Raw genomic sequence first — 24,789 nt, forward strand, 5'->3', positions numbered from 1 at the left:
TCATGTGTGCGAGGCGACGGGCGGAGGGGCTCAGCCCTCGGACTCGCCACCCTCGTCGGCCCCGCCCTCGGGCTCCCCGACCAGGGCCGGCTCGTCGGCGTCCTCGGTGTCGGCCTCGAGGTCCTCCTCCGAGACCCGCGGGATGGTGATGAGCACCACCACGGTGTCGGGGTCCTCTTCCGACTCCACGCCCGCCGGCAGCGGCAGATCGCCGGCGCGCAGCACGTGGCCTTCCTCGAGCCCGTCGATGTTGGCCACGACGTACTCGGGGATGTTGGTGGCCTCGGCCAGCACCTGCAGGGTCTGCATCTCCAGGGTGTGGATGGTGTCCGGTGCGGACTCCCCCTCGATGTGCACGGCGATCTCCACCGAGACCTTCTCACCGCGACGCACCTGTACCAGGTCGACGTGGTCGATCGTGCGCCGCACCGGGTCACGCTGAACGTCCTTGGACAGGGCCAACTGGCTCTCGCCGTCGACCACCAGGGTGAGCAGTGCGTTGGGGTTGTCCTTCAACGCCAGGAACGTCTCGTGACCGGGCAGGGTCAGGTGCATCGGGTCGCTCCCGTGCCCGTACATCACCGCCGGGATCAGGCCGGCGCGCCGGGTGCGGCGGGCAGCGCCCTTGCCGAACTCGGTACGGACATTGGCTTCAAGGGTGTACTTGTCGTTGTCAGACACGTGAGGATCTCCGAAAGGGAAGCGTGCAGGTCGGTGGGTGGGCCACGGGCGGGGACACCGGGCGGACGACGCGCGAAGGTCGGGACCACCGCGTCGAATCACGGACTGACAGCGGGCGCATCTGCCCAACCGACGTCCCTCGCCGAGGCAACCTGTCCATCCTAGCCCCATGACCGCCGTGGGTCACCACCTGTACCGGCCGAGCAGGGCGAAGGTGTGCGAGCACACACGCTCAGAGGGGGTCCTGGGCGAAGGCGTCGCCGATGACCTCCAGCATCCGGTTCTGTGCTTCCTGTGCACGCTGGGGATCGCGCGCGATCAGCGCATGCACGAGCGCATTCACCACGATGGTCTGGGGCAGTCTCGGGGTGCGGGTGATCTCCTCGGCGAACGTGCCCGTGCCCAACGATGCACTCACACCCATCGATGCCACCAGCGCCACCGTCGCGACATCCCCCAGCGGACTGGGAGTGGTCGCGGTCAGCGCGATCACGCTGGCTCCCGCCGCCCGCGGCGGCCCGGCCCGGGCCGGCTGGAGGGTGTCCCGGGTGCTACCCGACCCGCTGATCGCGAGGCACACATCGGCCTCGGTCAGCGCCCGTGCGCGGGTACCGCGCAGGACCCGGTCCGGCGGCGCCTCGACGAGGATCCCGGTGGCATTCAACCGCAACGCCGCCTCCAGCGCGATCGGCTCCGATAGTCCGGTGCCGACCACCAGGACGCTGCGTGCCCGGTGCAACAGGTCCACGGCGCGCACCAGATCGGCCTCGGGCAGCAGGGACGGAAGGTGCTCCACCGCTGTGCGCACCTGGGCGAGGTACTCACGAACCAGCCCGATGGCGTCGTCCGGACCGGCCGGGCCGGGCAACGCGAACGAGCCGGCGGCCGGGTCGGCCCCCGCTGGTCCCCCGACCTTGCCCGCCGGTCCGGCATCCCCCTCGTCCCACCGACGTCCGAGCGGGGACATCGCACCCACGTCCCGGGCAAGGAGTACCCGCAGTTGGGGGTAGCCGGTGAAGCCCAGCCGCTGGGCGGTACGCACCACGGTCGCGCGCGAGGTCCCGGCTGCATCGGCTACTTCCTGCGCCGAGGCCTCGATGGCCCACTCCGGACGGCTCGCGATGACCTCGGCTACCCGCAACTCGCTCGGGTGCAGCATCGCCATCCCGGCCCGGATCCGCCCGGGCACCGAGCCCAGTCCGGGGACCTGCGGTCCGGTGTTCATACCACCTCGGCATCCACCTCGACCAGCGTGGCCTTGGGGTCACCGGAGATGATCCGGGCTCGCACCCGCGCGGAGATCTGGTCCACCAGGACGGTGATGAGGATGATCACCATCAACGTGATGCCGATCCGGTCCCAGGCCCGTACGTTGAACAACTGGCTCAGCAACGATCCGATCCCTCCGGCACCGAGGAACCCCAAGATCGCACCGGCGCGGATGTTGATCTCGAACCGGTACAGCCAGAACGCCATGATCTCCGGCATCACCTGCGGGGTGATACCCCAACGCAGCACCTGCCATTTGTTCGCCCCGGCGGCACGGGCGGCCTCCACCGGCCCCAGGTCGATCCCCTCGATCGCCTCCGAGGTCAGTTTCCCCAGCGTGCCCACAGCACCCACCCCCAGGGCCATCGCGCCGGCGAGCGGTCCGAGGCCGAAGATCGGGAGCATCACTGCGATCGCCAGGATCAACTCGGGGATCGCGCGGATGATGTTCAGGATCTGCCGTGTCACGAAGACCACGGCCCGGGGTGAGACGTTGGAGGCGGCCAGGAAACCCATCGGGAAAGACAACAGCGCACCGAGCATGGTGCCGATCCACGCCATGTGCAGCGACTCGATCATCAGCGAAATCGCACGGGACCAGTACTCGGTGTTCGGATCCACCACCGGGTTCTGCAGCACGCCCTGGGTCATCAGCCGGAAGTACTCCGGCCCGGTGGTGAACAGGTTGGCCAGTCGCGGCCAGTTGGCGTCCACCTGCCAGAGTGCCACCAGGATGATGACCAGGGTAAGGATCATCGCGAGGGTCTTGCGGGTCTTGGATGGCGGAGCCGGCCGGGTGCCCCCGGTGTGAGTCGGGGTGCCCGCGCGCGGGTTCGCGGTCCTGTTGCTCATGTCAGCCTCCGTCGCACCGCGCGGGAGGCTTGGTCGAGCACGAACACCACCACGAACAGGCTGACGATGATCGCACCGAGGCGCTCATGCTGGAACTGCCCGAGCAGCGTGCTGATCAAGGCGCCGATGCCGCCACCGCCGACGATGCCGATGACCACCGAGGCACGGAGGTTCAACTCGAACACGTAGAAGCAATAGGACAGATAGTTCGGGGCGATCTGCGGGTAGATCGCCCACCGGGCCCGCTGGATCCGGTTGCCGCCGCCGGCCTCCACCGCCTCGATCGGCCCGGGGTCCACAGCATCGGCGGTCTCGCCGGTGAGTTTGGCGATCACCCCGATGTTGAACACGATCAGCGCCAGAATGCCGGCGAGTGGTCCGGGCAGCACGATCGCGGCGAACAGCGATCCCAGCGCCACATCGGGCAGGGCCCGCAACACCGACAGCACCGCTTTGGACACCTGGTACGTGGCCTTGTTCGGTGCCGACGTCTTGCTGGCGAGCATCGCCATCCCCAACCCGATCGCACAGCCCACCGCGGTGGCCAGGATGGCGATGAAGAGCGTAGTGAGCCACGACTCGATCACCACCGCGCGCGTCAGGAAAGTCCAGTCGGGGTTGAAGAACTCGGCGATGACGTGCCGGCCGCGGGTGACGTCGGTGAACAACGGCATCAACGTGAAGTCGATCGACCAACCCGCCCACACCGTGATCGCCGCGGTGATGGTCACTCCCCCGATGACCGCGGGGCTGGGCTTGGGTTTGCGCGGCCGCGCTGGTGCCGCCGCGGCGGGTCGACCAGCAGTGGCGGTGGTGCTCACGCGATCGCTCCGGGCTCCTTGGCGATCACGTCATCCGCGGTCAGGGATCGACCGTAGATGCGTTCGAAGACCTCGTCGTCGGCTTCCTCACCGGTCCCGTCGAAGACGATCTTGCCCGAGCGCATACCGATGATCCGCTGGCCGTACCGGCGTGCAAGGTCCAGGAAGTGCAGGTTCACCACCGTGGTGATGCCCAGTTCCCGGTTAATCCGCTCCAGATCCTTCATCACCTGGTTCGCCGTCGGCGGGTCCAGGGAGGCCACCGGCTCGTCAGCGAGCATGATCTTGGGGTCCTGGGCCAGCGCCCGGGCGATCGCTACCCGCTGCTGCTGACCGCCGGAGAGCTGGGAGGCACGGACCCACGCCTTCTCCACGATGCCCACCCGCTCGAGCGCGGTGAAGGCGAGCTCCTTGTCGGCCTTGGAGTACAACGCCAGGGAGGAGCGCAGCGTACCGGTGGAGTGCAACCGCCCCATCAGGACGTTGTTCATCACCGAGGTGCGCCGCACCAGGTTGAAGGACTGGAAGATCATCCCGATGTCCGAGCGCAGCGCCCGCAGTTTGCGTCGTCCGGCGCCCTTGACCGACTCCCCGTCCACGGTCAGTTCACCTCCGGTGACGGGAACCAGGCCGTTGATGGAACGCACCAGGGTTGACTTACCGGCACCGGACAACCCGACCACGACCACGAACTGGCCATCGGGGATCGTCAGGTCCACACCGTCCAACCCCTTCACCCCGTTGGGGTAGGTCACGGACACGTCGGAGAACTCGATCATCGCTGCTTCCTCACAGGCCACACACCGGTGGGAGCGGAGAGCTCCTCCGCTCCCACCCGGTCATGGTCACTCGCCGAAGTTGGACTCCACCTGGCGGGCGGCATCCAGCGCGTCCAGGTCCGCCGGGACCAGGTCCTCGATGCTGTACACCTCATCGAAGGCGAACGCGCCGTCCTCGGTTGAGATGACCGCCATCATGGCGTCGGCGATCCGCTGCTGCAGGTCGCCCGACAGGGAGCCGGCGACGGCGACGCCGTCGTTCGGGATCTCATCGGACCACGCGAACACGGTGACCTTCACCGATCTCGGGGTCCTCCTCCACCACGTTGTCGCGGGCGTCGTCGAAACTCACCCCGACCGGGTAGTCGCCACCGGCCACGTTCAGGATGGAGTTCGGGTGGCCTCCGGCGAACTGGGTGTTCAGCCCCAGCGCGTCCAGGCCGGCCACACGCTCGAGCTGGGTGGCCGGGTAGTAGTAACCGGAGGCGGAGTTGGCGTCCACCATCGAGATGAGGGTGTCCCCATCGATCAGTGCCAGGGCGTCCTCACCCACCGGACCGGCGTCGGCACTGTCGGTGCCGTTGCAGAAGGTGAAGATCGCACCGTCCTCCTGCTCCACCTCGACCACATCGTCCAGGCAGTAGGTGTCGGGATCGTTGGTGAACCACTGCGTGTGATAGGTGGGCGACCCGAAGCGTACCGATTGCAGCACGATCTCGGCGCCGGCTCGGTCGGCAGCCTGGACCAGGGCGATCGGTCCGAACATGCCGATGTCGGCCTGACCGGTCTCCATCGCGATGATCAAGGCGTTGTAGGACTCGGTCACCACCGCTTCGACCTCGATGCCGAGTTCCTCGGAGAGCAGGTCGCCCAGCATGTCGGCGTCCTCCACCAACTTGTCCATGTCCTGGGACGGCACCAGGCCCAGGACGAGGGTGTCGGGGTCCTCCCCGGCGCCACCAGCAGAGTCGGCGTCATCGGCGTCGTCACCGTCGTCCTCGGTGACATCCTCGGCCGCGCCGTTGGTGTCGGTGTCCGCGTCGGTGTCGTCGGCCCCGTTGCCGCACGCACTCAGGACGAGCAGGGAGGCGGCGGCCAGCGCCGCCCAGGTCGTGGTTCGCTTCATCGGAGGTTCCTTGTTCTTCAACTCGGTCGGCTACGGATCCCGCGCAACAACGTTTCGTCGGGCACACGCGCTGTGAACGCACGTTTCACGCTAGTTCACGCTCCGGTTCCGGCGGAAGGCCCGGAAGGTCTCAATTAGGTGAACTCTGGGTGTCCGTACCGGTGCGGTCGTCCGCCACCGCGCCGGCATCACGCGCCCAGCGGCGGATGTGCGGGTACATCGCCTCGAACGTGGTCTCGGTCCGGCTGGCCGGCCCCAGCCCCGTACCGAAGCGGTCCAGGTACATCCCGACCGCGCCCAACGCCATCGCCGGTTCGATGTCGTTGCGCCACACGTCACCCACGCTTGCCAGGTGCGCCGGTGCGGCCCCGAATTCGGTCAGGATGCCACTGAGTACCGCGCGCATCCGGGTCGGCTTACCGGCGTCGGGGACCACGGCGTCGAGCCGCTCGGCCAACTCGTGCCGGGCCAGCCACACATCCACCCCGACCAACGGCGCGTTGGTCACCAGGACCGCGGCCACACCGGCGGCGCGCAACTCGTCCAGGAGTTGCGTCAGCCCGTTCGGCGGATGCGTCGCGTCGACGTCCAACTCCGCCCGGGAGGCGAGGTAGGCCGCGGACAGGTCCTCCTGGGACAGGTCCTGGCCGCTGAGGGCCACCACCGCCGGGTACCCGTCCTCGCAGTCGGGCAGGGCCCGGCTCCCGGCAAGGAACTCCCTGATCCCGGTGCGTACCCGCTCCCCGGCCGACGGCGGTAGCCGGCCGGCCACCTGCTCGGCGTAACCCAGCACCGGGGCTTCGCCCACGCAGACGGTCCCGTCGAAGTCCAGCACCAGGACCGGCCGGGGCGAGGGCGCAGCGGCGGCGTCGGAGCGGGGAGAAGCCGGCCGAGTACGATCAGGCGTCACTGGTCAGGCGTTGCCGTCGAACAGGGAGGTAACCGACCCGTCGTCGAAGACCTCCCGGATGGCGCGTGCGATCAGCGGGGCTATGGACAGCACGGTGAGGGTGTCGAAGCGCTGCTCGGCCGTGATGGGCAGGGTGTCGGTGACGACCACCTCCCGGGCTCCGCACTCCGAGAGCCGTTGGGCGGCCGGGTCGGAGAGCACCCCGTGGGTGGCGGCCACGATCACCGAGGCCGCGCCGGCGCCCTCGAGCACCTTGACCGCCTCGGCGATGGTGCCGCCGGTGTCGATCAGGTCATCGACCAGCACGCAGTCGCGACCCTCCACCTCACCGACCACGCGGTTGGCCACGGCCTGGTTGGGCCGGCCCACATCGCGGGTCTTGTGGACGAACGCCAGCGGCCCGCCACCAAGTTTGGCGGCCCAGTGCTCGGCGACGCGGATCCGCCCGGCGTCGGGTGAGACGACGGTGACGTTGGAGGTGTCCACCCGGGTGCGAACGTGCTCGGTCAGGATCGGCATCGCCCACAGGTGGTCCACGGGCCCGTCGAAGAAGCCCTGGGTTTGAGCGGCGTGCAGGTCCACGCTCATCAGCCGGTCCGCGCCCGCGGTGGCGAACAGGTCGGTGACCAGCCGGGCCGAGATCGGCTCGCGACCGCGATGCTTCTTGTCCTGGCGGCCATACCCGTAGAAGGGCACCACCGCGGTGATCTGCTTGGCCGAGGCCCGTTTGAGGGCATCGACCATCAGCAGGTGCTCCATGATCCACTGGTTGATCGGGGCGGTGTGGGACTGCAGCACGAACACGTCGGCACCGCGCACGCTCTCGGCGAACCGGACGTAGATCTCCCCGTTGGCGAAGTCATAGGCGGTGGTGGGCACCATCTCGATTCCCAGTTCGTCGGCCACATCGGCCGCCAGCGAGGGATGCGCCCTGCCCGAGACCAGCACCAGCCGCTTCTCGCCATAACTCGTGATCCCGGTCATCGCTCCTCATCCAGGTGTGCCGATCCGTGCCGGTTCGCTCCTGTGTCCTGATCCGCCGCGTTGTTCGTCGTGCCGGCCCGGCTCCGCTCGGCCTGCGCCTGGGGCGACAGCTCCGCGGAGGCCCCGTCGCCCTCATCGGCCTCCAGTGCGGCCTGGGCCGCCTGGGCGGCCGGGGTTCCCGCCCGTCTGCTCAACACCCATTTCTCGATGTTTCGCTGCTGCCCCCCGGAGATGCCCAGCGCACCGGGTGGCACGTCGCGGCGCAGCACGGTACCGGCGCCGGTATAGGCGCCATCGCCCACCGTCACCGGAGCCACGAACATGTTGTCCGCACCAGTGCGGGCATGGTCTCCGATCGTGGTCCGCCGTTTCGTCACGCCGTCGTAGTTCACCGTCACCGAGGCGGCGCCGATGTTGCTCTCGCGTCCGATCGTGGCGTCGCCGATGTAGGACAGGTGCGGCACCTTCGAACCCGCCCCGATCTGGGCGTTCTTTGTCTCCACGAACGTTCCGATCTTGCCCCGCTCGCCCAGCACGGTGCCCGGGCGCAGGTACGCGAAGGGACCCACGGTGGCGCCGGCATCGATCTGGGCCTGTACGCCGTGGCTACGGATGACGGTGGCCCCCGGGCCGACCTGAACGTCGGTCAGGGTGGTGTCAGGTCCGATGGTGGCCCCGGTCAGCACGTGGGTCTGACCGTGCAACTGGGTGCCGGGTAGCAGCGTCACGTCGGGTTCCAGTTCCACCCCCACGTCCACCCAGGTGCTTGTCGGATCCACGACGCTGACCCCGGCGCGCATCCAGTGCCGCAGAGTGCGGGCGTTGAGTTCGGCACCCAGGGTGGCCAGTTGCACCCGGTCGTTGACGCCCTCGACCTGCAGCGAGTCGGCCACCACCACCGCGCCCACGCGGTTTCCGGCGCGGTGGGCGTGGGCCAGCACATCGGTCAGGTAGACCTCACCCTGGTTGTTGCCCGCATCGACCTGACCCAGACCGTCGCGCAGCACGGCGGCGTCGAAGGCGAACACCCCGGAGTTGATCTCGGTGATGGCGCGCTGCTCGGGGGTGGCGTCACCGTGCTCGACGATGCCGCTGACCGCCCCGTCCTGATCGCGCACGATCCGCCCGTACCCGCTCGCGTCGGGCAGGTGCGTGGTCAGCACCGTCACCGCGTTGTCCTGCTCGTGGTGGGTGTCCAGCACCTCCTGCACGGTCTGCGGCTGCAGCAGCGGGACGTCGCCGAGGAGGACGACGACGGTGCCATCGATGGCGATCTCATCCGCCCTGGGGAGTTTCTCGCGCTGGTCGCTGGTGGCCATGGCCCTGCCCTGGGCGGCCAGGTCGAGCGCGTCCAGGCCGCACTGCACGGCACGGCCGGTGCCGGGGATCTCGTCCTGGTCGGCGATCAGCACGTCGGGATCCAGGGCCTCGATGTGCTCGGCCACCTGTTCGCGCTGGTGGCGGACCACGGTGACCAAGTGCTCGGGCTCGACTGCGCGGGCGGTGGCCAGCACGTGGCCGAGCAGGGACACTCCCCCGATCGGGTGCAGCACCTTGGCCCTGGCCGACCGCATGCGGGTGCCTTGGCCGGCAGCAAGAATGACAACAGCAGCAGGGGCGGGTCGGCTCACGCGCTCCACTGTACTGCTCTGCTGGTGTGGCGCCGCCAGCCATCCACGTCATGCCGCCGAGGCCGGCATCAGTCGACTTTGCGGTACTTTCCGCCGACTAATGCTGACTTCGAGCGTCGATCAAGACGCTGCTCGCTTGGGTACGGCGGCAAGGGCTCCGCCCCCAGGACTCGAACCCGGACCACACGGCACCAAAGGCCGGCGTGCTGCCAATTACACCAGGGCGGAATGCTGCGAGGATTCCGGGCTCAGGGCCCGGGAACGTCTGCACCAGCGTCGGAGCCTACTGTAGTGTCTCGCAGCGGAACCGACGTCAGGCAGGATGATTCCGTGACCGAGTCGAGCAGACGCCCTCCGCGGGCTCGCATGAGTGCACGCGAACGCCGTGAGCAACTCCTGGATGTGGCGCGTTCGCTGTTCGCCGAGAAGGGGTTCGACTCGACCTCGGTAGAGGAGATCGCCGCCCGGGCCCAGGTGTCCAAACCCGTGGTGTACGAGCACTTCGGCGGCAAGGAGGGCGTCTACGCCGTCATCGTGGACCGTGAGGTGCAAACCCTGCTGGCCGCGTTGACCGGCGCGCTGGAACGCGGCGGCCACCCGAAGGTGACGGTCCAGGCCACCGCTCTGACGTTGCTGGATTACATCGAGACCCACACCGACGGGTTCCGGATCCTGGTGCGCGATTCCCCCGTGGCCCAGGCGACCGGGACGTTCTCCTCCCTGATCGGGGACGTGGCCAGCCAGGTCGAGCACATCCTGGCCTCCACGTTCGAACGCCAGGGCCTGCCGGCCGAGACCTCCCCCATCTACGCCCAGATGCTGGTGGGCATGATCGCCCTCACCGGGCAGTGGTGGCTGGAGACGCGCAGCCCGGACAAGCAACAGGTGGCCGCGCATCTGGTGAACTTGGCTTGGAACGGATTGCGCGGCCTGGAGCGTGATCCCACCCTGACGCCGGCGGCGCTGCGGGTCAGCGCACAGCGCTGGGCCCGGGGCACACACGGCCCGGCGGCCACTCCCCCGGCCGCCCCAGAGGGGAGCGCGCGCGGGTGAGCCATCTGGAACTGGATCACCTGAACAAGTCCTACGGTTCCCTGCGAGCCCTGACGGACCTGAGTTTCGCCGTCGGGGCCGGAGAGATCTTCGGTTTCGTCGGTTCCAACGGCGCCGGGAAGACCACGGCGATGCGCATCGTGCTCGGGGTACTCGCGGCCGACTCTGGCCAGGTGCGCTGGAGCGGCGCCGAACTGGACCTGCGGGCCCGACGCCAGGTGGGCTACATGCCCGAGGAGCGCGGCTTGTACCCGAAGATGAAGGTGGGCTCCCAACTCGTCTACCTGGCAAGGTTGCACGGGATGTCGAAGCCGGAGGCCACGGCGGCGATGGAGCGCTGGACGCAGGTACTGGCGATCGATTCCCGGCGCGGGGACGAGGTCCAGAAACTCTCCCTGGGCAATCAGCAGCGGGTCCAGTTGGCTGCGGCACTGGTGCACAACCCCAAGGTGCTGGTACTCGACGAACCCTTCTCCGGGCTGGACCCCGTGGCCGTGGACGTGATGAGTCAGGTGCTACGCGAACGGGCCGCCGAGGGGGTGCCGGTGGTGTTCTCCTCCCACCAACTGGACCTGGTGGAGCGCCTGTGTGATCGCGTCGGTGTGATCAGCAACGGGCGGATGGCCGCGGTGGGCACGATCGAGGAGTTGCGCACCACGCCCACCCAGCGCTGGCGGGTGGTCAGCAACGCACCAGCGGGCTGGGCGGATGCGGTCCCGGGCACCCGCGTGCTCAGTCAGGACGGCGCGGAGACCGTGGTCGAACTGCTGCAGCCCGGCACCGACGCCGAGCAACCGCTGCTGCACGCCGCCCTGGCGCACGGCGGTGTGCGGGAGTTCGCGCTGATCCGTCCGACCCTGGTGGACCTGTTCCGGAACGTGGTCACCACGGAGAGCCACGCCGACGACGGCGGCACCGGGAGCGCCGCATGAGTACCTTCGCCGCGATCGCGCTGGTAGCAGGGCGGGAGATCCGCACCAGGCTGTTGTCCAAGGCCACGATCATCGCCACGGTGGTGGTGGTGGTGCTGATCGTGGGCGGTGTGCTGGCGCTGTCGTTGTTGCTGGCCGGTCGGGACAGCTCCGCCACCCGGGTGGGTGTGGCGCAGGAGACCGCCTCCCTCACCCCGGTGCTGGAGCAGACCGCGGGCCAGGCGGGGATGAACCTCGAGGTCGTCGCGGTCGAGGCCGACGCCGCGGAGCAGCAGGTCCTGGACGGAGACCTGGCGGCTCACCTGTCCGGGCCACCGGCGGGACCGGTGGTGACGGTGGACGGCATCCCGGACGTGCAGTTGATGTCGGCGATCACCAATGCGACGCAGCAGTACGCGCTGACCGAACTGGTCACCTCCCTGGGCGGGGACCCGGCGCAGGCTCAGTCCGAACTGGCCGGGGCCGTTCCCTCCCTGCAGGTGATCGAGACCGGCGCCGATCTGGACCCGATCAGGATCGTCGTGGCGTTCGTGATGGTCTCGCTGCTGCTGTTCGCGCTGTTGCAGACCACCCAGATGATCGCCATGGGGGTGGTGGAGGAGAAGGTCAGCCGGGTGGTGGAGATCCTGTTGGCCACGATCCGGCCCGGGGTGCTGATGGCCGGCAAGGTGCTCGGTATCGGCGTGGTCGGGGTGGTCCAGGTCTCGCTGTTCGCCACCGCCGGGACCCTCGCGGCCCTCGCCACGGGCCTGCTGGACGGGGTGCAGGTCAATATCGCTGCCTCCCTGGGTTGGCTGCTGGTGTGGTTCGTGCTCGGGTTCGGTCTCTACGCGGTGCTGGTGGGCGGGGTCGCGGCGCTGGTCTCGCGTCAGGAGGACATCGGATCGGTCACCACACCGTTGTTCATCCTGATGATGGCCCCGTTCTACCTGGGCATCTGGCTGGTGCCGTCCAACCCCGACTCCCTGCTGGTGCGGGTGTTGTCCCAGATCCCCTTCTTCGCCCCGTTCATGATGCCGCCGCGGCAGGCCTTCACCGAGGTGCCCGCCACCGACCTGATCGTAGCGGTGGTGGGGGCCCTGGTGCTCATCCCGGTGCTGATCTGGCTCGGCGGGCGGATCTACTCCCGCGCCGTGCTCACCACCGGGGGCCGGATGAAACTGCGCGAGGCCCTGCGAAGTTGAGCGTTCCTCATCGGGCCGACCACTCCACTGACGCCCGGCGCCGGACCGCCACACGTGCGATATCTCGATGTCGAGTAATCTCGGGGCATGGGCACATCACAGGACGAGGTGGATCGGATCGTCACCGCCTGGCATCGGGAGCGCCCCGATCTACCCACACTGCCGCTGTCCGTGTTCTCCCGGATCACCCGCCTGGCCCGGCACTTGGACCGTGCCCGCCGCGCCGCGTTCGCCCAGCACCATCTGGAGGTCTGGGAGTTCGACGTCCTCACCGCACTGCGCCGGGCCGGGGAGCCCTACCAGCTCACCCCGGGCGTGCTGATGAACCAGACCATGGTCTCCTCCGGCACCATGACCAACCGGATCGACCGGCTCGTGGTGCACGGCCTGGTGGTGCGCACCGCCCACCCCGCCGACCGCCGGGTGGTGCAGGTGCGGTTGACCGAGGAGGGCATGGCCACGGTGGATGCGGCGATGAGCGACCTGCTGCGCATCGAGGCGGACGCGCTGAAGGCGCTGCCGGCGACCGAGCAGACCCACCTGGCCGACCTCCTGCGGCACCTGCTCGTGCAGTTCGAGAGCCCCGGCGCATGAGTCGTCTGCTCGGGCTGGTCATGAACGGCATCGGATCCACCGCCGTGCGGGCAACTCACTACGTCCCGGATGAGCAATCCGCCGCGGTGGTGGTCTGATGGCTGCCCATCTGCTTGGAGCCGAGGGCCTGCGTCTGGAGTACCCGACGCGCGTGGTCTTCGAGTCCGTGACGCTCGGGCTGGAGGAAGGCGATCGGATCGGGATCGTCGGGCGTAACGGTGACGGCAAGTCGAGCCTGCTGGGGATGTTGTCCGGACAGATCGAGCCGAACGCGGGGCGGGTGACGCGTCGCGGCGGGGTGCGGTTCGGGGTGCTGGACCAGCGTGACGACCTCGATCCGGAAGAGACGGTCGGCCGCTCGATCGTGGGCGACGGGCCCGACGAGCACGAGTGGGCGCGCGACGCCCGCGCCCGCGACGTGATCGGCGGCCTGGCCTCCGATATCCCGTGGGAGACGAAGATCGCCGACCTGAGTGGTGGGCAACGGCGCCGGGTCGCCCTGGCTGCTCTGTTGGTGAGCGACTGGGACCTGCTCGCCCTCGACGAGCCGACGAACCACATGGACGTCGAGGGCGTCGCCTGGCTGGCCGAGCACCTCAAGCGGCGATGGGCGAAGAGCGCCGGCGGTCTGCTGGTGATCACCCACGACCGCTGGTTCCTCGATGAGGTGTGCACCCAGACGTGGGAGGTCCACGACGGGATCGTGGAGCCGTTCGATGGCGGGTATGCCTCCTACGTGCTGCAACGGGTCGAGCGCGACCGGATGGCCGCGGCGAGCGAGGCGAAGCGGCAGAACCTTATGCGCAAGGAACTGGCCTGGCTGCGCCGCGGAGCGCCGGCCCGCACGTCCAAGCCGAAGTTCCGCATCGACGCCGCGAACCAGCTCATCGAGGACGTCCCACCGGCGCGCAACCCGATCGAACTGCAACGACTCGCCGTGGCCAGGTTGGGCAAGGACGTGGTGGACATCGAGGACGTCTCGGTGAGCTTCGGTGACCACCAGGTGCTGCGGGACATCACCTGGAGACTCGCACCCGGTGAGCGCACCGGCATCCTCGGCGCGAACGGGGCGGGCAAGTCGACCCTGTTGGGATTGATCTGTGGAACGCTGCAGCCGACGACCGGGCGGGTCAAGCACGGCAAGACGGTGCGGATCGGTGTGCTGGACCAGCAGTTCTCCCAGCTCGCCGAGATCGGAGGGGACCGGGTACGCGAGGTGCTGGCCCGGACCAAGACCACGTTCACGATCGACGGCAAGGACCACACCCCGGCGCAGTTGCTCGAACGCCTCGGCTTCGCCCGCGAACACCTCTCCGCCCGCGTCGAGGACCTCTCCGGAGGTCAGAAACGTCGCCTGCAACTGCTGCTGTTGCTGCTCAGTGAACCCAACGTCATCGCTCTGGATGAACCGACGAACGATGTGGACTCCCAGATGCTCACCGCGATGGAGGACCTGTTGGACTCCTGGCCGGGAACGCTCATCGTCGTCTCCCACGACCGGTACCTGTTGGAACGGGTGACCGACCAGCAGTACGCGATCCTTGACGGCCGGCTGCGGCACGTGCCCGGTGGGGTCGATGAGTACCTGCGGCTGCGGCAGGCGCAGGTGACGACGCAGGCCGACCGGCCCGACCTGGCGAGGACGACGTCGGACTCTGAGGACGCGTCGGCGTTGTCCGGCGCAGAGCGTCGAGCGGCCCAGAAGGAGTTCAGCGCGATCGAACGTCGACTGGTGAAGATGGCGGGCAGCATCGAGGCGGTGCATCAGCGCCTGGCTGACCACGACCAGAGCGACTACGAGGGTCTGCAACAGCACACCGACAAGCTGCGTGAGCTGGAGGCCGAAGTTGCGCAGCTGGAGGAACGGTGGCTGGAGTTGTCGGATGTCGTCACCGGCTGACGTTCCGGAGGAAACGCTCGACGGTCTCACCGGCCGCACCCGCACCGTGGCCGCCCCCATGGACCAGGACGGCAACCGCAGGGTCCCCCTGGTAGGCGATCATCCACGAGTCCACCCGGTAGCCCTCTCCCTCCCCACCTCGGCCGAGCCCGACGTGGCGTGCACCGGCTCACCCGGGACGTCGAGGAGGATGATGCCCGTCCCCGTGCCGGTCGAGCACCCCCGGGCGGCAGCCGTTGCCTGTCCTAGACTCCCATCAGGAGGTGCAGCGTGGTCGACACCCATGTCCCGGAGGGCCGGGAGAACCTGTGTGTGGTGCAGGTGCCCCTGTTTCATGGCCTGAGTTTCGACGATCAGGTCAAGGTCGCCGACGTCGCCACTCCCACGAGCGTGGATGCCGGCGAGCAGGTGTACGCCGCCGGGTCGGACACCTCCCAGTTGATGGTGGTGCACACCGGCGCGGTGAAGGTCTCCCGGGTCGATGCCGAGGGGCGCGAGCAGATCCTGCGAGTGCTGGGGCCGGGTGAGTTCGTCGGTGAGTCGGCGTTCCTGACCGGTGCTCGACCCGATCACTTCACCACCGCGCTGGAACCGAGCAGCATGTGCGTGTTCCGCCATGCCGACCTCGGCCGCCTGGTGGCCGCTCACCCCTCGATCGGGATGCGGATGCTGCAGGAGGTCAGCAGGCGCCTGGCCCAGACCGAGACCCGGCTGGCCTCGGTGATCTCCGGTGATGTGACCTCGCGACTGGCCGAGTACGTGCTCTCCCTGCACGGCACCACCACCGAGGACGGGGTGGTGGTGGAGTTGCCGCTGGCGAAGAAGGACATCGCCTCGCTGCTCGACACCACGCCCGAGTCGCTCAGCCGCCAACTACGCAAGCTGCAACAGTCCGGGATCGCCCACACCCAGGGTGCCCGCGGGCTGATCATCCACGACATCGACGCCCTGATGGACCTGGCCGCCGTCGCCTGAGCCTGCGCCCGGGCGTATCGTGTCCGGATGAGTGAGTCGACGCCTCCGCTGCAGCCGGTCCTTGCCCCCTCCCAGGTCGAGTTGGGCCTCGACACCTTCGGGGACGTCACCGTCGACACCTCCGGCGCCCCGCGCACCCAGGCCCAGGTGCTGCGCGAGGTAGTCGAGCAGGGCGTGCTGGCCGACGAGGTCGGGGTGGACGCGATCGGCCTGGGCGAGCACCACCGCGACGACTTCGCCATCTCCGCCCCGGAGATCGTGCTAGGGGCCATCGCCAGTAGGACCGAGCAGATCCTGCTGGGCACTGCCGTCACCGTGCTGAGCTCGGACGACCCGGTGCGGGTGTACGAGAAGATGGCCACCCTGGACGGCATCTCATCCGGGCGTGCCGAGGTCACGCTGGGGCGGGGATCGTTCACCGAGTCCTTCCCGCTGTTCGGCCTGGACCTGACCGACTACGAGAAGTTGTTCAGCGAGAAGCTCGACCTGTTCGCCGACCTGCGCTCGGAGGGCCCGGTCACCTGGGAGGGAACGGTTCGGGGTCCGCTGCAGGGCGCCCAGGTGTACCCCAAGACCGAGGCCGGGACGCTGCGCACCTGGATCGGGGTGGGTGGGTCCCCGGAGTCGGTGCTGCGGGCGGCGCGCTACAACATCCCGATGATGCTGGCGATCATCGGAGGCGACCCGGCCCGGTTCGCGCCCTTCGCCGACTTGTACCGGCGCGCCCTGGGCGAGTTCGGTCTGCAGGAACTCCCGGTGGGGGTGCACGCCCCGGGATTCGTGGCCGCCACCGACGATGAGGCGCGCGAGTTGATGTTCCCCCACTTCAAGGCCAACCGGGACCGGATCGGCGGGGAGCGTGGCTGGCCACCGACCACCCGCTCCGACTTCGAGGCCGAGGTGGCCTCCGGAGCGGTGTTCGCCGGATCACCGGAGACGGTGGCTGCCAAGATCGCCCGCACCGTGCGTCAACTCGGACTGTCCCGGTTCGATCTCAAGTACAGCAACGGGCCGATGCCGCACGTCCACACGATGGAGGCGATCCGACTGTACGGCACCGAGGTGATCCCGCGGGTGCGCGAGTTGCTCGCCGGCGGCGCCGACTAGCCGGGGCGACCAGCGGCGCCGGTCAGGGCGCGATGATCACCTTGCCGGTGGCGTGGCCGGACTCGACCAGGGCCAGCGCCTCGCGGGCCTGGTCCAGGCCGAAGGTGTGACTGACCTGAGGCGTGATCACCTGATAGCCGATCACATCGGTGATCTTGGAGAGGGACTCGGGGTCGGCCTCCCGCCCCGACCCACCGAGCGCAACCGCGGTGTCCCCGTCGGCCGCGGAGACGATCAGGCCCGGTGACTTGGCCACCGCGGCGAGGTCACGCAGGGCCTGCCCCCCGACCAGGTCCACCAGCAGGTCCGCGCCCTCGGGCAGCAGGTCGCGCACCGCGTCGGCCGCCCCCGCACCGGCTGCCACGAACACCGCGCCGGTGGACTCCACGAGTTCCCGCTTACCCTCGGAGGCCACACCGATCACGCGGAACTGGTGCACCCGACCGATCTGGGCGGCCAGGTGCCCGACCCCGCCGCCGGCGCCCAGGATCACCAGGCTCTGCCCCTCCTCCAGTTCGATCTGGTGGGTGAGGTCGTAGGCAGTCGTTCCGGCCACCGGGATCAGGGCGGCGGTGGCGAAGGAGATGTCCTCCGGCTTGGCCACCAGGTCGGCGGCGTCCAGGAGGGTGTGGTCGGCGAATCCGCCCTCGCCGTGAGCGACCAGCCCGAGCACCTCGTCCCCGGCCGTCAGGTCCGCCACGTCCGCGCCCACGGCGGTGACCACCCCGGCGACTTCCCGGCCCATCGGCACCGGAACCGGCTCGCGGGTGCCCAGCAGGCCCTGGCGGATCTTCCAGTCCACGGGGTTCACCCCCGCTGCCTTGACCTGCACGGTCACCTGGCCGGTACCCGGCTCGGGCACCGGCCGTTCGGTGAGTTTCTCGCCGTCGGGTCCGCCGTAGGTGGTGGTGAAGACGTACTGCCTCGACATCGTGTGATTCTCCTCGGCTCGGTTCAGAAGGCGGATGGGCGCGCGGTGTAACCGGCCTTGGCGATAGCGGCGACCAGATCGTCGGTGGTGGCGACCTCGGGGTCGTGCACGACCTCGACGCGGGCAGAGGCGAAGTGGACCTTCACCGAGTCCACACCCTTGACCTTGCCGACGCGCTTTTCGATCTTGGCCACGCACGAGGGGCAGGAGAAGCCTTCGGCCCGCAGGATCGTGGTGGTCGTGTTACTGGTGGTGGCGCTCATCGTGGCGCTCCTTTCGTGGTTGTCTGGGTCCGTTCCGGACACCTCGCCCGGGCTGGTGATACTCAAACTACCCACGTTGGGACTCCATCTCCTTGATACAGATCAAGTCCGACGGCAGTCCCGCCCGGTTCCTCGTGGCCGGGTTCAGCGATCGGTACGGACCTGTTCGGTGAGCCGAGCACCCGGCACCGGCCCGTGCACCACAAGCACACTCATCGGCCACCCGGGACCGGCGCACCTGCTCGGCGATCGCCACCGCCGCGGTGTGATCGGCCGCGAGCGCGGCGATGGTGGGACCGGACCCGGAGACGATTGTGGCCAGGGCATCGGTACCCTCGAACGCGGCCAGCACCTGCGTCAGGTGTGGGCGCAGGTGCACCGCCGGTTCGGCCAGGTCGTTGACCAGGTGACTGGTGAGTCGGCTGGGTTCCCCGGTCAGCAACGCCTTCATCATCGACGGCGGCACGCTCACCCGTCGGTTGGGCGGGATCGTTCCGGAGGCGTCCAGGGAAGCGAAGACCTCGGGGGTGGGCAGCCCGGTCTCGCTGACCGCCAGCACCCAGTGGTATCGCCCACGCGCCAACGCCGGCGTGAGCATGTCTCCCCTGCCCACGCCCAGCGCGGTCTGCCCGGTCAGCGCGAACGGCACGTCCGCGCCGAGTTCGGCGGCCAGGTGGCCCAGTTCCTCCCGGTCCAGGCCGGTGCCCCACCTGATCGCACGCCAGCAGCGTGGCGGCGGCGTCGGCGGAGCCACCCCCCATGCCGCCGGCCACCGGAACCTCCTTGGTGATGTGCAGGTGCACCCCCGCGCTGGTGCCGGTGGCATCGGCCAGCAGGGTGGCCGCGCAATGGGCCAGGTTCCGCTCATCGGTGGGCACCCGCTCGGCGTGCCGGCCGCTGACGCTGACGGAGATGTCATCGGCGACCCGGGCGTGCACGTCCTCGAACAGGCTGACTGCTTGGAACACCGTGGCCAACGGGTGGTAGCCGTCCCGGCGGACCGGACCCACTCGCAGACGCAGGTTGATCTTGCCGGGTGCGCGCACATGCACCGCATCCGGCCGGGGCATGGTGGCCGCGCTCACCGGGACTCCTCCGCGCCCTGGGCGGCGCGCTCGCCGGTGCTGCCCAACCCGGCTCCGGCTGCCGCGATGGCGGCGAAGCCCGTGATGTCCACCCGCTCCCCACGCAGGGTGGGCTCGATCCCGGCGCGACGACGCAGCACCTGCTCGGCCCGCGCCGTCGTCCCGGCCCAGGGGGCCAGCGCCGAGCGCAGCATCTTGCGACGCTGGGCGAACGCGGCATCGATCACCTCGAACACCTGCTCCCGGGTGGCGGTGGTGGGCGGCGGATCCCGCCGGACCAGGCGCACCAGGGCCGAGTCCACATTGGGCGCCGGCCAGAACACCGAGCGCCCGATCGATCCGGCTCTGCCGGCCGAGGCGTACCAGGCCACCTTGGCCGAGGGCACCCCGTAGGTGCGCGATCCGGGCGGTGCCGCGAGCCGGTCGGCCACCTCCGACTGGACCATCACCAGGACCTCGCGCAGGCTGGGGAAACGCTCCAGGAAGGTCAACAGCACCGGGACGGCCACGTTGTATGGCAGGTTCGAGACCAGTTTCACCGGATCGGCCGGCAACTCCGCCGGGTCCAGCGCGTCCATGGTGAGCACGGTCAGGTCGGCGCCGCTGCCGGGGGCCTGCACCGCCACCGTCTCCGGCAGCGCCCCGGCCAGCACGGGATCGACCTCCACCGCGATTACCCGGGCACCGGCGTCCAACAGTCCCAACGTGAGGGAGCCCAGACCCGGCCCCACCTCCACCACCACCTCCCCGGGGGTGACCGCGGCGGCGCGCACGATCCGGCGCACGGTGCCGGGGTCGGTGACGAAGTTCTGCCCGAGCGCCTTGGTGGGACGCACTCCCAGGCGCTGGACGAGGTCGCGCACGTCGGAGCCGGTGAGCAGGCGGACATCGGCTGTGGACGGGCTCACACTCACGACCCTAGGGCAGACCCGTCGCCGGTGGCGTCCAGGTAGTCCCGCCACGCGGCGGTGGTGGTGATCTGGCGCGGACCGGTCAGCATCCCGCCGTCCACCGGCAGGGTGATGCCGGTGATCCACGCGGCGTCGGCGGATGCGAGGAACGCGATCGCCGCGGCGATGTCCTCGGGTTCACCGGGGCGGCCCAGCGGGATCAGCGGGGCGTTCCGGTCCGCACCACCGCGCTGACCGTCCCACACCCGGGTGCGCACCGTGCCCGGAGCCACCACGTTGATCCGTAGCCCCCGCGCGGCCAGATCGATCGCCAGGTTCCTGGTCAGGGCAGTCAGGCCCGCCTTCGCCGAGGAGTACGGCTCAGAGCCGAAGGCGGCGAGGCCGTTGATCGAGCTGACCGAGACGATCGAGCCACCCTCCCGCAAGTGCGGTACCACCGCCCGGATACAGCGCATCACCCCGGTCAGGTTCAGATCAAGTTCGTGCGCCCACTCGTCGTCGTCCATCTCCTCGATCGGGGGGTGCGGCCGGGCTCCCCCGGCCACGTTTGCCAACACGTCCAAGCCGCCGGCCCATCGGGCGCCGGTGGTGACCGCCTCGTTCACACTCTCGGTGTTGGTGACGTCGCAGGCCAGGGCCAGGGCGTGGTCGCCCGGGTACTGTTCGGCCACCTCGCCCGCCGCATCGGCGTCGACGTCGGCGAGCACCACCCGGGCACCCTCGGCCAGGAATCGTTGTGCGGTGGCACGTCCGATCCCGTGCCCGGCGCCGGTGACCAGGACGGTGGAACCGGTGAAACGATCCGGAATGGGTGCGGGCATCGAGTACTCCATCGGGTCGGCGGTGCAGGCTCGGTCAGCCTAGCGACCGGACCGACCGACCGCCCGCCCGGGACCGGCTCGCGTCAGCGCAGCCCGAGCACCGAGGAGCAATGCGGCCACTGGCCCCAACCGGAGCGGGCCTGCAGCGCCTGAGCGCGCTGGGTCTGCTCCGCCGGGGAGGCCTCCGAGGGCAGCCCCGAACCGCCCACGGACTGCCACGTGGCCACCGAGAACTGGTAGAGCCCGTGGTAGGTGCCCGAGGGGGAGACCGCACGCGGGTTCCCGCCGGACTCGCACTGGGCCAACCGGGCCCAGACGTCACCTGAGACAGAGCCACCACCGGTGGAGCCGCTGGTGGAGTCCGAACCGGACGAACCCGACGAACCGGAGGAACTGGACGAACCCGACGAGCCCGAACCGGACGAACCGGACGAACCCGACGAACTTGTGTCGCTGGAACGGGTGGGGGCCGGCTGCGGCGCCGGGCGTACGGCGGTGCCGACTTCCACGACCCGGTCCTGGGGTTCGGTGGTGACCTCCACCCCGATGTGCTTGGTGGACTCGACCTCACCGTCCACCAGGACCTGGGCACTGGTGTAGGTGCGTTCGCCGTCGGCGCCCTCGGCTACCACCCGGGATTGGCCGCGGTACAGGTCGGCGGTCTCGCGCTGGACCGATTCGTGCTCGATGGTCTCGGTGTGGGTGACGCGTTCGTTCTGAACCCGCTGCACGGTCAGTACCGGGGTGCCCTGGTCTCCCATGCTCAGGCTCACCCGGTCGGCCGGGTTGATCTCGATCTCGGCAAGGCGCAGCACACCGGCCAGATCGGCGGTGCCGCTGGGTGAGACGGTGCGCTCCGCACCGTCGATGTGGATCTGCACCGGGCCACCCTGGGTCAGCGGCATGGCCAGTTCGGCACGCCCGGAGGAGCGGGAGGCGGTCATGGCCACCTCGCGGCCGCTGGCTGCGAGGTGCTCCAGGGCCTCATCCGCGGTGAGCGCGGTGGTCCACAGGGTCTCGAACTCACCCTCGACCTGGAACTCGATCTGCTGGGCGCTGCGCACCACCACCTGGGTTCCGTCGCGCAGACGCTCCTGCGGGGCGGGCACCACCAGGTCACGCTCGGCCGGTTCGATGCCCTCGGCCACCAGGAGTGCCTCGATGTCCCGGCTGAACGTGGACACCTCGTGGATCTGCCCGTCGACGTCCAGTTCGACCGTCTTGTGTGCCGCGGCGGTCAGTCCGCCCGCTGCGCCCAGGGCCACGACCAGTGCCCCGGCCGCCACCAGCCTGCGACGTCGACGCGGCGCGGCCGCGCCGGCTCCGGCGTCCTCCGTGGCGTGGTCACCGGTGTCCGGCTGCGGGTGGGACCCGTCGTTCGCGGCGGGGGCGTCGCGGTTACGTCGACGTCGGACCGCGATTGGTCGGGGCTGTCGGATCGCGACTTACGGAAGAGACTCACAAACGTCCTACGGGTCGTGCCGGATCACCGGCGGGAGGGATAGCCGAGTTGGTGCTGAGCGGTCGTCGCGCGGGGCGCAACGTCACCGCGCGACTGTAATCGAATCGTGACCGTCGGGCCAGGGTCTGTGAGCGCACTCACGACCGGCCCAGGGCCGGTCGGCACGGGTTGGCGCCCCTCAGTACCAGTTCCGCTGCTGGGAGTGCGCCCAGGCTGCACAGGGGTTGCCGTACCGGCCGGAGATGTAGTTCAGGCCCCAGGTGATCTGGGTGGCGGGGTTGGTGCGCCAGTCCGAACCGGCCGAGGCCATCTTGCTACCGGGCAGCGACTGCGGGATCCCGTAGGCGCCCGAGGAAGGGTTCTGGGCGCGGTGGTTCCAGTTCGACTCCTTCTGCCAGAGCCGGTCCAGACAGCTGAACTGGTCACTGCCCCAGCCGCGGTCGGCGACCATCTGCCGGGCGATCGACCGGGGGTCACCGGAGTAGGAGCCCGAGGAGGAGGGCTCCGACGAACTGGAGCCGGAGGAACTCGAGGAACCAGAACTTGAGGAACTCGAGGAGCCGGAGCTCGACGAACCGGAACTTGAGGAACTCGAGGAGCCGGAACTGGTGGGAGTGGGGGTGGGCGCGGGCCGGGGTGCGGCAGTACCGACCAGGACCACCTCGGTGACCGGAGCGCTGGCCAGGATCTCGGACTGGATGGTGCGGGAGACCTCCTCGCCGTCCTCGTAGGTGGCGACGTAGGTGCGGACCCGCTCGCCGTTCACGCCGGCCGTCTGGACCTGGCGGTTCCCCCGGGTCAGCGAACTCGTGTAACGCTCCTCGGTCTCATAGGCGATCTCCTCCGTCTCGGCACCGAAGACGGTGCCGACGCGGGTCACCTCGACCTCGTCCCCATCCTCTGGCGGCTTGTTCATCGGCGCGGAGACCTCATATCCAGACCCACCAGGATGCCGTGATCGATCAACGCATCGGCAAGGGTGGGAGCCCCGGAGGTGATCTCCAGTTCGTCACCGTCGATGGTGGCGGTGAAGGTGACCGGGTCGGCCTCCAGGGAGTCCAGGTCGGTCCGCTCATCGCCACTGCGGGAGACCTGGGACCAGACGCCGCGGGCGTCCAGGTCCGGTCCGGCTGCGGGCTCCTGATCAGTGGATCCCCCGCTCAGCGGCGCGAGACCCCCGGTGAAGGAGGCGAAACCGACCGAGCCGGCCATGATCACTGCCAGGGCACCGGCACCGATGGCCCGTTTCAGGGACCTCGGTAGCCCAGCGGTCGTCGAACCGGCCGCACGGTGGCGGCGCTCGGACCCGGATGCAGTTGACTCAGAATTGGATGACACAGAAACGGGCGTCCTTCGGCTACGTGGCGACTGTGGAGGGTACAGCCACCCCCGACCGTAACCGATCTGTGACCTTCTCGGCCAGCCCCCCGGAGAGGATATTCCTGCCCGGCTGGTGACCCGGAGAGTCCGGGTCAACGCGCGGGCATCCCGGGTCCCGCTACGTCCCCGTGCCGCTGAGACCTCACCAGGACCCGTAGATCTCCTCGCTGGTGCGGGTGATCGCCGCGCCCAGGACGGCCGGGTCCTCACCGCGCACCTGCGCCAGGGCCCGCACCGTGTGCGGAACCAGGTACGGGCCGTTCGGAGCGCCTCGCCACGGGTGCGGGGTCAGGAACGGTGCGTCGCTCTCCACCAGCAACCGGCTCGCCGGCACCGCCAGCGCCGCCTCGCGCAGGTAGTGGGCGTTCTTGAAGGTCACCGTGCCGGCGAAGGACAGGAAGAAGCCGCGCTCCGCGCACTCCCGCGCGAAGTCGGCGTCACCGGAGAAGCAGTGCAGCACCGTGACCGGAGGTGGCCCGTCCGCGTCGAGCACGGCCAGGATCTCCGCGTGCGCCTCGCGATCATGCACCTGCATCGGTAGGTCCAGCTCCTTGGCCAGGGCGATGTGCTCACGGAAGGAGCGGCGCTGGCCGGCCCGGCCTCGCTCACCGGTACGGAAGAAGTCCAGTCCGGTCTCGGCGATGGTGCGCACCCGTTCGTGACCGGCCAGGCCGGCGATCTGCGCGATGGCCTCGTCCAGACCGACTCGGTGCCGCTCCAGCACGTGCGGCTCCAGTCCGTCCGGTGCCACCTCCCGCACCCCGTCGTGCAGCGGTGCCTCGTTGGGGTGGATCGCCACACCGGCCAGCACCTCCGCGTGCTCGGCCGCCATGGCCACACTGGCAGGGGCGCTGTCCAGGTCACAGCCCACCTGTAGCACCCGGCCCACCCCGACGGCCGCTGCCCGGCGCAGGTGCGCTGCCACGCCCGGGTCACCCACGCCGTCGTCCATTACGTCACCGACGTGAGTCAGGTGGGTGTGGTTGTCCACCAGCGGGACGTCGAACGGCTCGGGGTCCGGTGGCCACCCGCGCGACCGTGCCATCAGCGCTTCCCGCGATGCGGCAAGCGCGCGATCGGGCGGGCCGGATGAGCCCGGCGGTGCTGGAGGCATGTCATCCGGTGACGCCGGCGGCCC

General features: G+C 69.5%; 22 protein-coding genes, 1 tRNA gene and 4 pseudogenes. 7 read left to right on the forward strand and 20 right to left on the reverse strand.

All coding sequences use genetic code 11. The features are described from left to right. Positions 1 to 30: 30 nt before the first annotated feature. The 10 genes and pseudogenes from ACRRRO_RS03155 to ACRRRO_RS03200 all read right to left on the reverse strand — a co-directional run bounded on the left by ACRRRO_RS03155 (position 31) and on the right by ACRRRO_RS03200 (position 9,281). Positions 31 to 681 (reverse strand): 50S ribosomal protein L25/general stress protein Ctc, encoded by a 651-nt coding sequence (locus ACRRRO_RS03155; RefSeq protein ID WP_424796348.1) that lies wholly within the window; start codon positions 679 to 681, stop codon positions 31 to 33. A 232-nt stretch (positions 682 to 913) separates the two neighbouring features. Beyond that, complete coding sequence (locus ACRRRO_RS03160) at positions 914 to 1,906, reverse strand: MurR/RpiR family transcriptional regulator (protein ID WP_434081065.1); 993 nt, start codon at positions 1,904 to 1,906, stop codon at positions 914 to 916. Continuing rightward, the gene (gene phnE / locus ACRRRO_RS03165; protein ID WP_424796350.1) at positions 1,903 to 2,802 is read right to left on the reverse strand and encodes a phosphonate ABC transporter, permease protein PhnE; all 900 of its coding nucleotides are present in this window, start codon (positions 2,800 to 2,802) and stop codon (positions 1,903 to 1,905) included. The genes ACRRRO_RS03160 and phnE (ACRRRO_RS03165) overlap by 4 nt, the downstream gene beginning before the upstream one ends. Next, entirely contained in the window at positions 2,799 to 3,623 is an 825-nt protein-coding gene (gene phnE, locus ACRRRO_RS03170; RefSeq protein WP_424796351.1) for a phosphonate ABC transporter, permease protein PhnE, read from the reverse strand. The genes phnE (ACRRRO_RS03165) and phnE (ACRRRO_RS03170) overlap by 4 nt, the downstream gene beginning before the upstream one ends. Next, positions 3,620 to 4,402 (reverse strand): phosphonate ABC transporter ATP-binding protein, encoded by a 783-nt coding sequence (gene phnC / locus ACRRRO_RS03175; protein WP_424788035.1) that lies wholly within the window; start codon positions 4,400 to 4,402, stop codon positions 3,620 to 3,622. The genes phnE (ACRRRO_RS03170) and phnC overlap by 4 nt, the downstream gene beginning before the upstream one ends. A 66-nt stretch (positions 4,403 to 4,468) precedes the next feature. After that, a pseudogene (phnD, locus tag ACRRRO_RS03180) lies at positions 4,469 to 5,528 on the reverse strand (phosphate/phosphite/phosphonate ABC transporter substrate-binding protein). A 130-nt stretch (positions 5,529 to 5,658) separates the two neighbouring features. Continuing rightward, positions 5,659 to 6,438: an HAD family hydrolase gene (locus ACRRRO_RS03185; protein WP_434081066.1), complete on the reverse strand. Its 780-nt coding sequence runs from the start codon at positions 6,436 to 6,438 to the stop codon at positions 5,659 to 5,661. Between the two features lie 3 nt (positions 6,439 to 6,441). Beyond that, the gene (locus ACRRRO_RS03190; RefSeq protein WP_424788032.1) at positions 6,442 to 7,422 is read right to left on the reverse strand and encodes a ribose-phosphate diphosphokinase; all 981 of its coding nucleotides are present in this window, start codon (positions 7,420 to 7,422) and stop codon (positions 6,442 to 6,444) included. Then, entirely contained in the window at positions 7,419 to 9,053 is a 1,635-nt protein-coding gene (gene glmU, locus ACRRRO_RS03195; protein ID WP_424796354.1) for a bifunctional UDP-N-acetylglucosamine diphosphorylase/glucosamine-1-phosphate N-acetyltransferase GlmU, read from the reverse strand. Before glmU ends, ACRRRO_RS03190 begins: the two co-directional genes overlap by 4 nt. A 155-nt stretch (positions 9,054 to 9,208) precedes the next feature. After that, positions 9,209 to 9,281 (reverse strand) — tRNA-Gln (locus ACRRRO_RS03200). Positions 9,282 to 9,419: 138 nt separating this feature from the next. Here ACRRRO_RS03200 and ACRRRO_RS03205 point away from each other — a divergent pair. The 7 genes from ACRRRO_RS03205 to ACRRRO_RS03235 all read left to right on the forward strand — a co-directional run bounded on the left by ACRRRO_RS03205 (position 9,420) and on the right by ACRRRO_RS03235 (position 16,798). After that, the gene (locus ACRRRO_RS03205; RefSeq protein WP_424788030.1) at positions 9,420 to 10,106 is read left to right on the forward strand and encodes a TetR family transcriptional regulator; all 687 of its coding nucleotides are present in this window, start codon (positions 9,420 to 9,422) and stop codon (positions 10,104 to 10,106) included. Continuing rightward, entirely contained in the window at positions 10,103 to 11,038 is a 936-nt protein-coding gene (locus tag ACRRRO_RS03210) for an ABC transporter ATP-binding protein (protein ID WP_424796355.1), read from the forward strand. Before ACRRRO_RS03205 ends, ACRRRO_RS03210 begins: the two co-directional genes overlap by 4 nt. Further along, the gene (locus tag ACRRRO_RS03215) at positions 11,035 to 12,222 is read left to right on the forward strand and encodes an ABC transporter permease (protein ID WP_424796356.1); all 1,188 of its coding nucleotides are present in this window, start codon (positions 11,035 to 11,037) and stop codon (positions 12,220 to 12,222) included. Before ACRRRO_RS03210 ends, ACRRRO_RS03215 begins: the two co-directional genes overlap by 4 nt. A gap of 87 nt (positions 12,223 to 12,309) precedes the next feature. Further along, complete coding sequence (locus ACRRRO_RS03220; protein WP_424796357.1) at positions 12,310 to 12,816, forward strand: MarR family winged helix-turn-helix transcriptional regulator; 507 nt, start codon at positions 12,310 to 12,312, stop codon at positions 12,814 to 12,816. Between the two features lie 97 nt (positions 12,817 to 12,913). Further along, entirely contained in the window at positions 12,914 to 14,716 is a 1,803-nt protein-coding gene (locus ACRRRO_RS03225) for an ABC-F family ATP-binding cassette domain-containing protein (protein ID WP_434081067.1), read from the forward strand. 270 nt (positions 14,717 to 14,986) lie between these two features. Beyond that, on the forward strand, positions 14,987 to 15,691 hold the full coding sequence (locus ACRRRO_RS03230; protein ID WP_424796359.1) for a Crp/Fnr family transcriptional regulator: 705 nt from the start codon (positions 14,987 to 14,989) through the stop codon (positions 15,689 to 15,691). Positions 15,692 to 15,718: 27 nt separating this feature from the next. Next, positions 15,719 to 16,798 (forward strand): LLM class flavin-dependent oxidoreductase, encoded by a 1,080-nt coding sequence (locus ACRRRO_RS03235; protein ID WP_424796360.1) that lies wholly within the window; start codon positions 15,719 to 15,721, stop codon positions 16,796 to 16,798. A gap of 22 nt (positions 16,799 to 16,820) precedes the next feature. On the opposite strand, the gene ACRRRO_RS03240 is transcribed toward ACRRRO_RS03235, so the two are convergent. The 10 genes and pseudogenes from ACRRRO_RS03240 to ACRRRO_RS03285 form a co-directional block, all read right to left on the reverse strand. Next, positions 16,821 to 17,729, reverse strand: a complete 909-nt coding sequence (locus ACRRRO_RS03240) for an NADP-dependent oxidoreductase (protein ID WP_434081068.1) — start codon at positions 17,727 to 17,729, stop codon at positions 16,821 to 16,823. A 23-nt stretch (positions 17,730 to 17,752) separates the two neighbouring features. Further along, complete coding sequence (locus tag ACRRRO_RS03245; protein ID WP_424788917.1) at positions 17,753 to 17,992, reverse strand: heavy-metal-associated domain-containing protein; 240 nt, start codon at positions 17,990 to 17,992, stop codon at positions 17,753 to 17,755. 144 nt (positions 17,993 to 18,136) lie between these two features. After that, positions 18,137 to 19,062: pseudogene (locus ACRRRO_RS03250) on the reverse strand (4-(cytidine 5'-diphospho)-2-C-methyl-D-erythritol kinase). A gap of 11 nt (positions 19,063 to 19,073) precedes the next feature. Continuing rightward, on the reverse strand, positions 19,074 to 19,985 hold the full coding sequence (rsmA, locus tag ACRRRO_RS03255) for a 16S rRNA (adenine(1518)-N(6)/adenine(1519)-N(6))-dimethyltransferase RsmA (RefSeq protein ID WP_434081069.1): 912 nt from the start codon (positions 19,983 to 19,985) through the stop codon (positions 19,074 to 19,076). Positions 19,986 to 19,987: 2 nt separating this feature from the next. Continuing rightward, positions 19,988 to 20,809, reverse strand: coding sequence for an SDR family NAD(P)-dependent oxidoreductase (locus tag ACRRRO_RS03260; protein ID WP_424796364.1), 822 nt, complete (start codon positions 20,807 to 20,809; stop codon positions 19,988 to 19,990). 83 nt (positions 20,810 to 20,892) lie between these two features. Next, a complete protein-coding gene (locus ACRRRO_RS03265) occupies positions 20,893 to 22,095 on the reverse strand; it encodes a transglycosylase family protein (protein WP_434081070.1) in 1,203 nt (400 codons plus the stop codon). A gap of 354 nt (positions 22,096 to 22,449) precedes the next feature. After that, positions 22,450 to 22,734 (reverse strand): annotated as a pseudogene (locus ACRRRO_RS03270) (transglycosylase SLT domain-containing protein); the annotation flags it as partial. A gap of 192 nt (positions 22,735 to 22,926) precedes the next feature. Next, positions 22,927 to 23,187: pseudogene (locus ACRRRO_RS03275) on the reverse strand (G5 domain-containing protein); the annotation flags it as partial. Further along, complete coding sequence (locus ACRRRO_RS03280) at positions 23,184 to 23,609, reverse strand: hypothetical protein (RefSeq protein WP_434081071.1); 426 nt, start codon at positions 23,607 to 23,609, stop codon at positions 23,184 to 23,186. The gene ACRRRO_RS03280 and the pseudogene ACRRRO_RS03275, both read right to left, overlap by 4 nt. A 184-nt stretch (positions 23,610 to 23,793) precedes the next feature. Then, positions 23,794 to 24,696 carry a TatD family hydrolase gene (locus ACRRRO_RS03285; protein ID WP_424796367.1) on the reverse strand — a complete coding sequence of 301 codons (903 nt, stop codon included), beginning with the start codon at positions 24,694 to 24,696 and terminating at the stop codon, positions 23,794 to 23,796. Positions 24,697 to 24,789 lie beyond the last annotated feature (93 nt).

The organism is Sanguibacter sp. Z1732 (assembly GCF_051020515.1).
Classification (GTDB): Bacteria; Actinomycetota; Actinomycetes; order Actinomycetales; family Beutenbergiaceae; genus CALKWS01.

Excerpts from the sequence above, each read along its gene's own strand:
- ACRRRO_RS03160 (WP_434081065.1), bottom strand. The coding sequence starts at position 1,906 with ATGAACACCGGACCGCAGGTCCCCGGACTGGGCTCGGTGCCCGGGCGG.
- phnE (WP_424796350.1), bottom strand. The coding sequence starts at position 2,802 with ATGAGCAACAGGACCGCGAACCCGCGCGCGGGCACCCCGACTCACACC.
- phnC (WP_424788035.1), bottom strand. The coding sequence starts at position 4,402 with ATGATCGAGTTCTCCGACGTGTCCGTGACCTACCCCAACGGGGTGAAG.
- ACRRRO_RS03190 (WP_424788032.1), bottom strand. The coding sequence starts at position 7,422 with ATGACCGGGATCACGAGTTATGGCGAGAAGCGGCTGGTGCTGGTCTCG.
- ACRRRO_RS03205 (WP_424788030.1), top strand. The coding sequence starts at position 9,420 with ATGAGTGCACGCGAACGCCGTGAGCAACTCCTGGATGTGGCGCGTTCG.
- ACRRRO_RS03215 (WP_424796356.1), top strand. The coding sequence starts at position 11,035 with ATGAGTACCTTCGCCGCGATCGCGCTGGTAGCAGGGCGGGAGATCCGC.
- ACRRRO_RS03220 (WP_424796357.1), top strand. The coding sequence starts at position 12,310 with ATGGGCACATCACAGGACGAGGTGGATCGGATCGTCACCGCCTGGCAT.
- ACRRRO_RS03225 (WP_434081067.1), top strand. The coding sequence starts at position 12,914 with ATGGCTGCCCATCTGCTTGGAGCCGAGGGCCTGCGTCTGGAGTACCCG.
- ACRRRO_RS03235 (WP_424796360.1), top strand. The coding sequence starts at position 15,719 with ATGAGTGAGTCGACGCCTCCGCTGCAGCCGGTCCTTGCCCCCTCCCAG.
- ACRRRO_RS03240 (WP_434081068.1), bottom strand. The coding sequence starts at position 17,729 with ATGTCGAGGCAGTACGTCTTCACCACCACCTACGGCGGACCCGACGGC.
- ACRRRO_RS03245 (WP_424788917.1), bottom strand. The coding sequence starts at position 17,992 with ATGAGCGCCACCACCAGTAACACGACCACCACGATCCTGCGGGCCGAA.
- ACRRRO_RS03260 (WP_424796364.1), bottom strand. The coding sequence starts at position 20,809 with ATGCCCGCACCCATTCCGGATCGTTTCACCGGTTCCACCGTCCTGGTC.
- ACRRRO_RS03285 (WP_424796367.1), bottom strand. The coding sequence starts at position 24,696 with ATGGCACGGTCGCGCGGGTGGCCACCGGACCCCGAGCCGTTCGACGTC.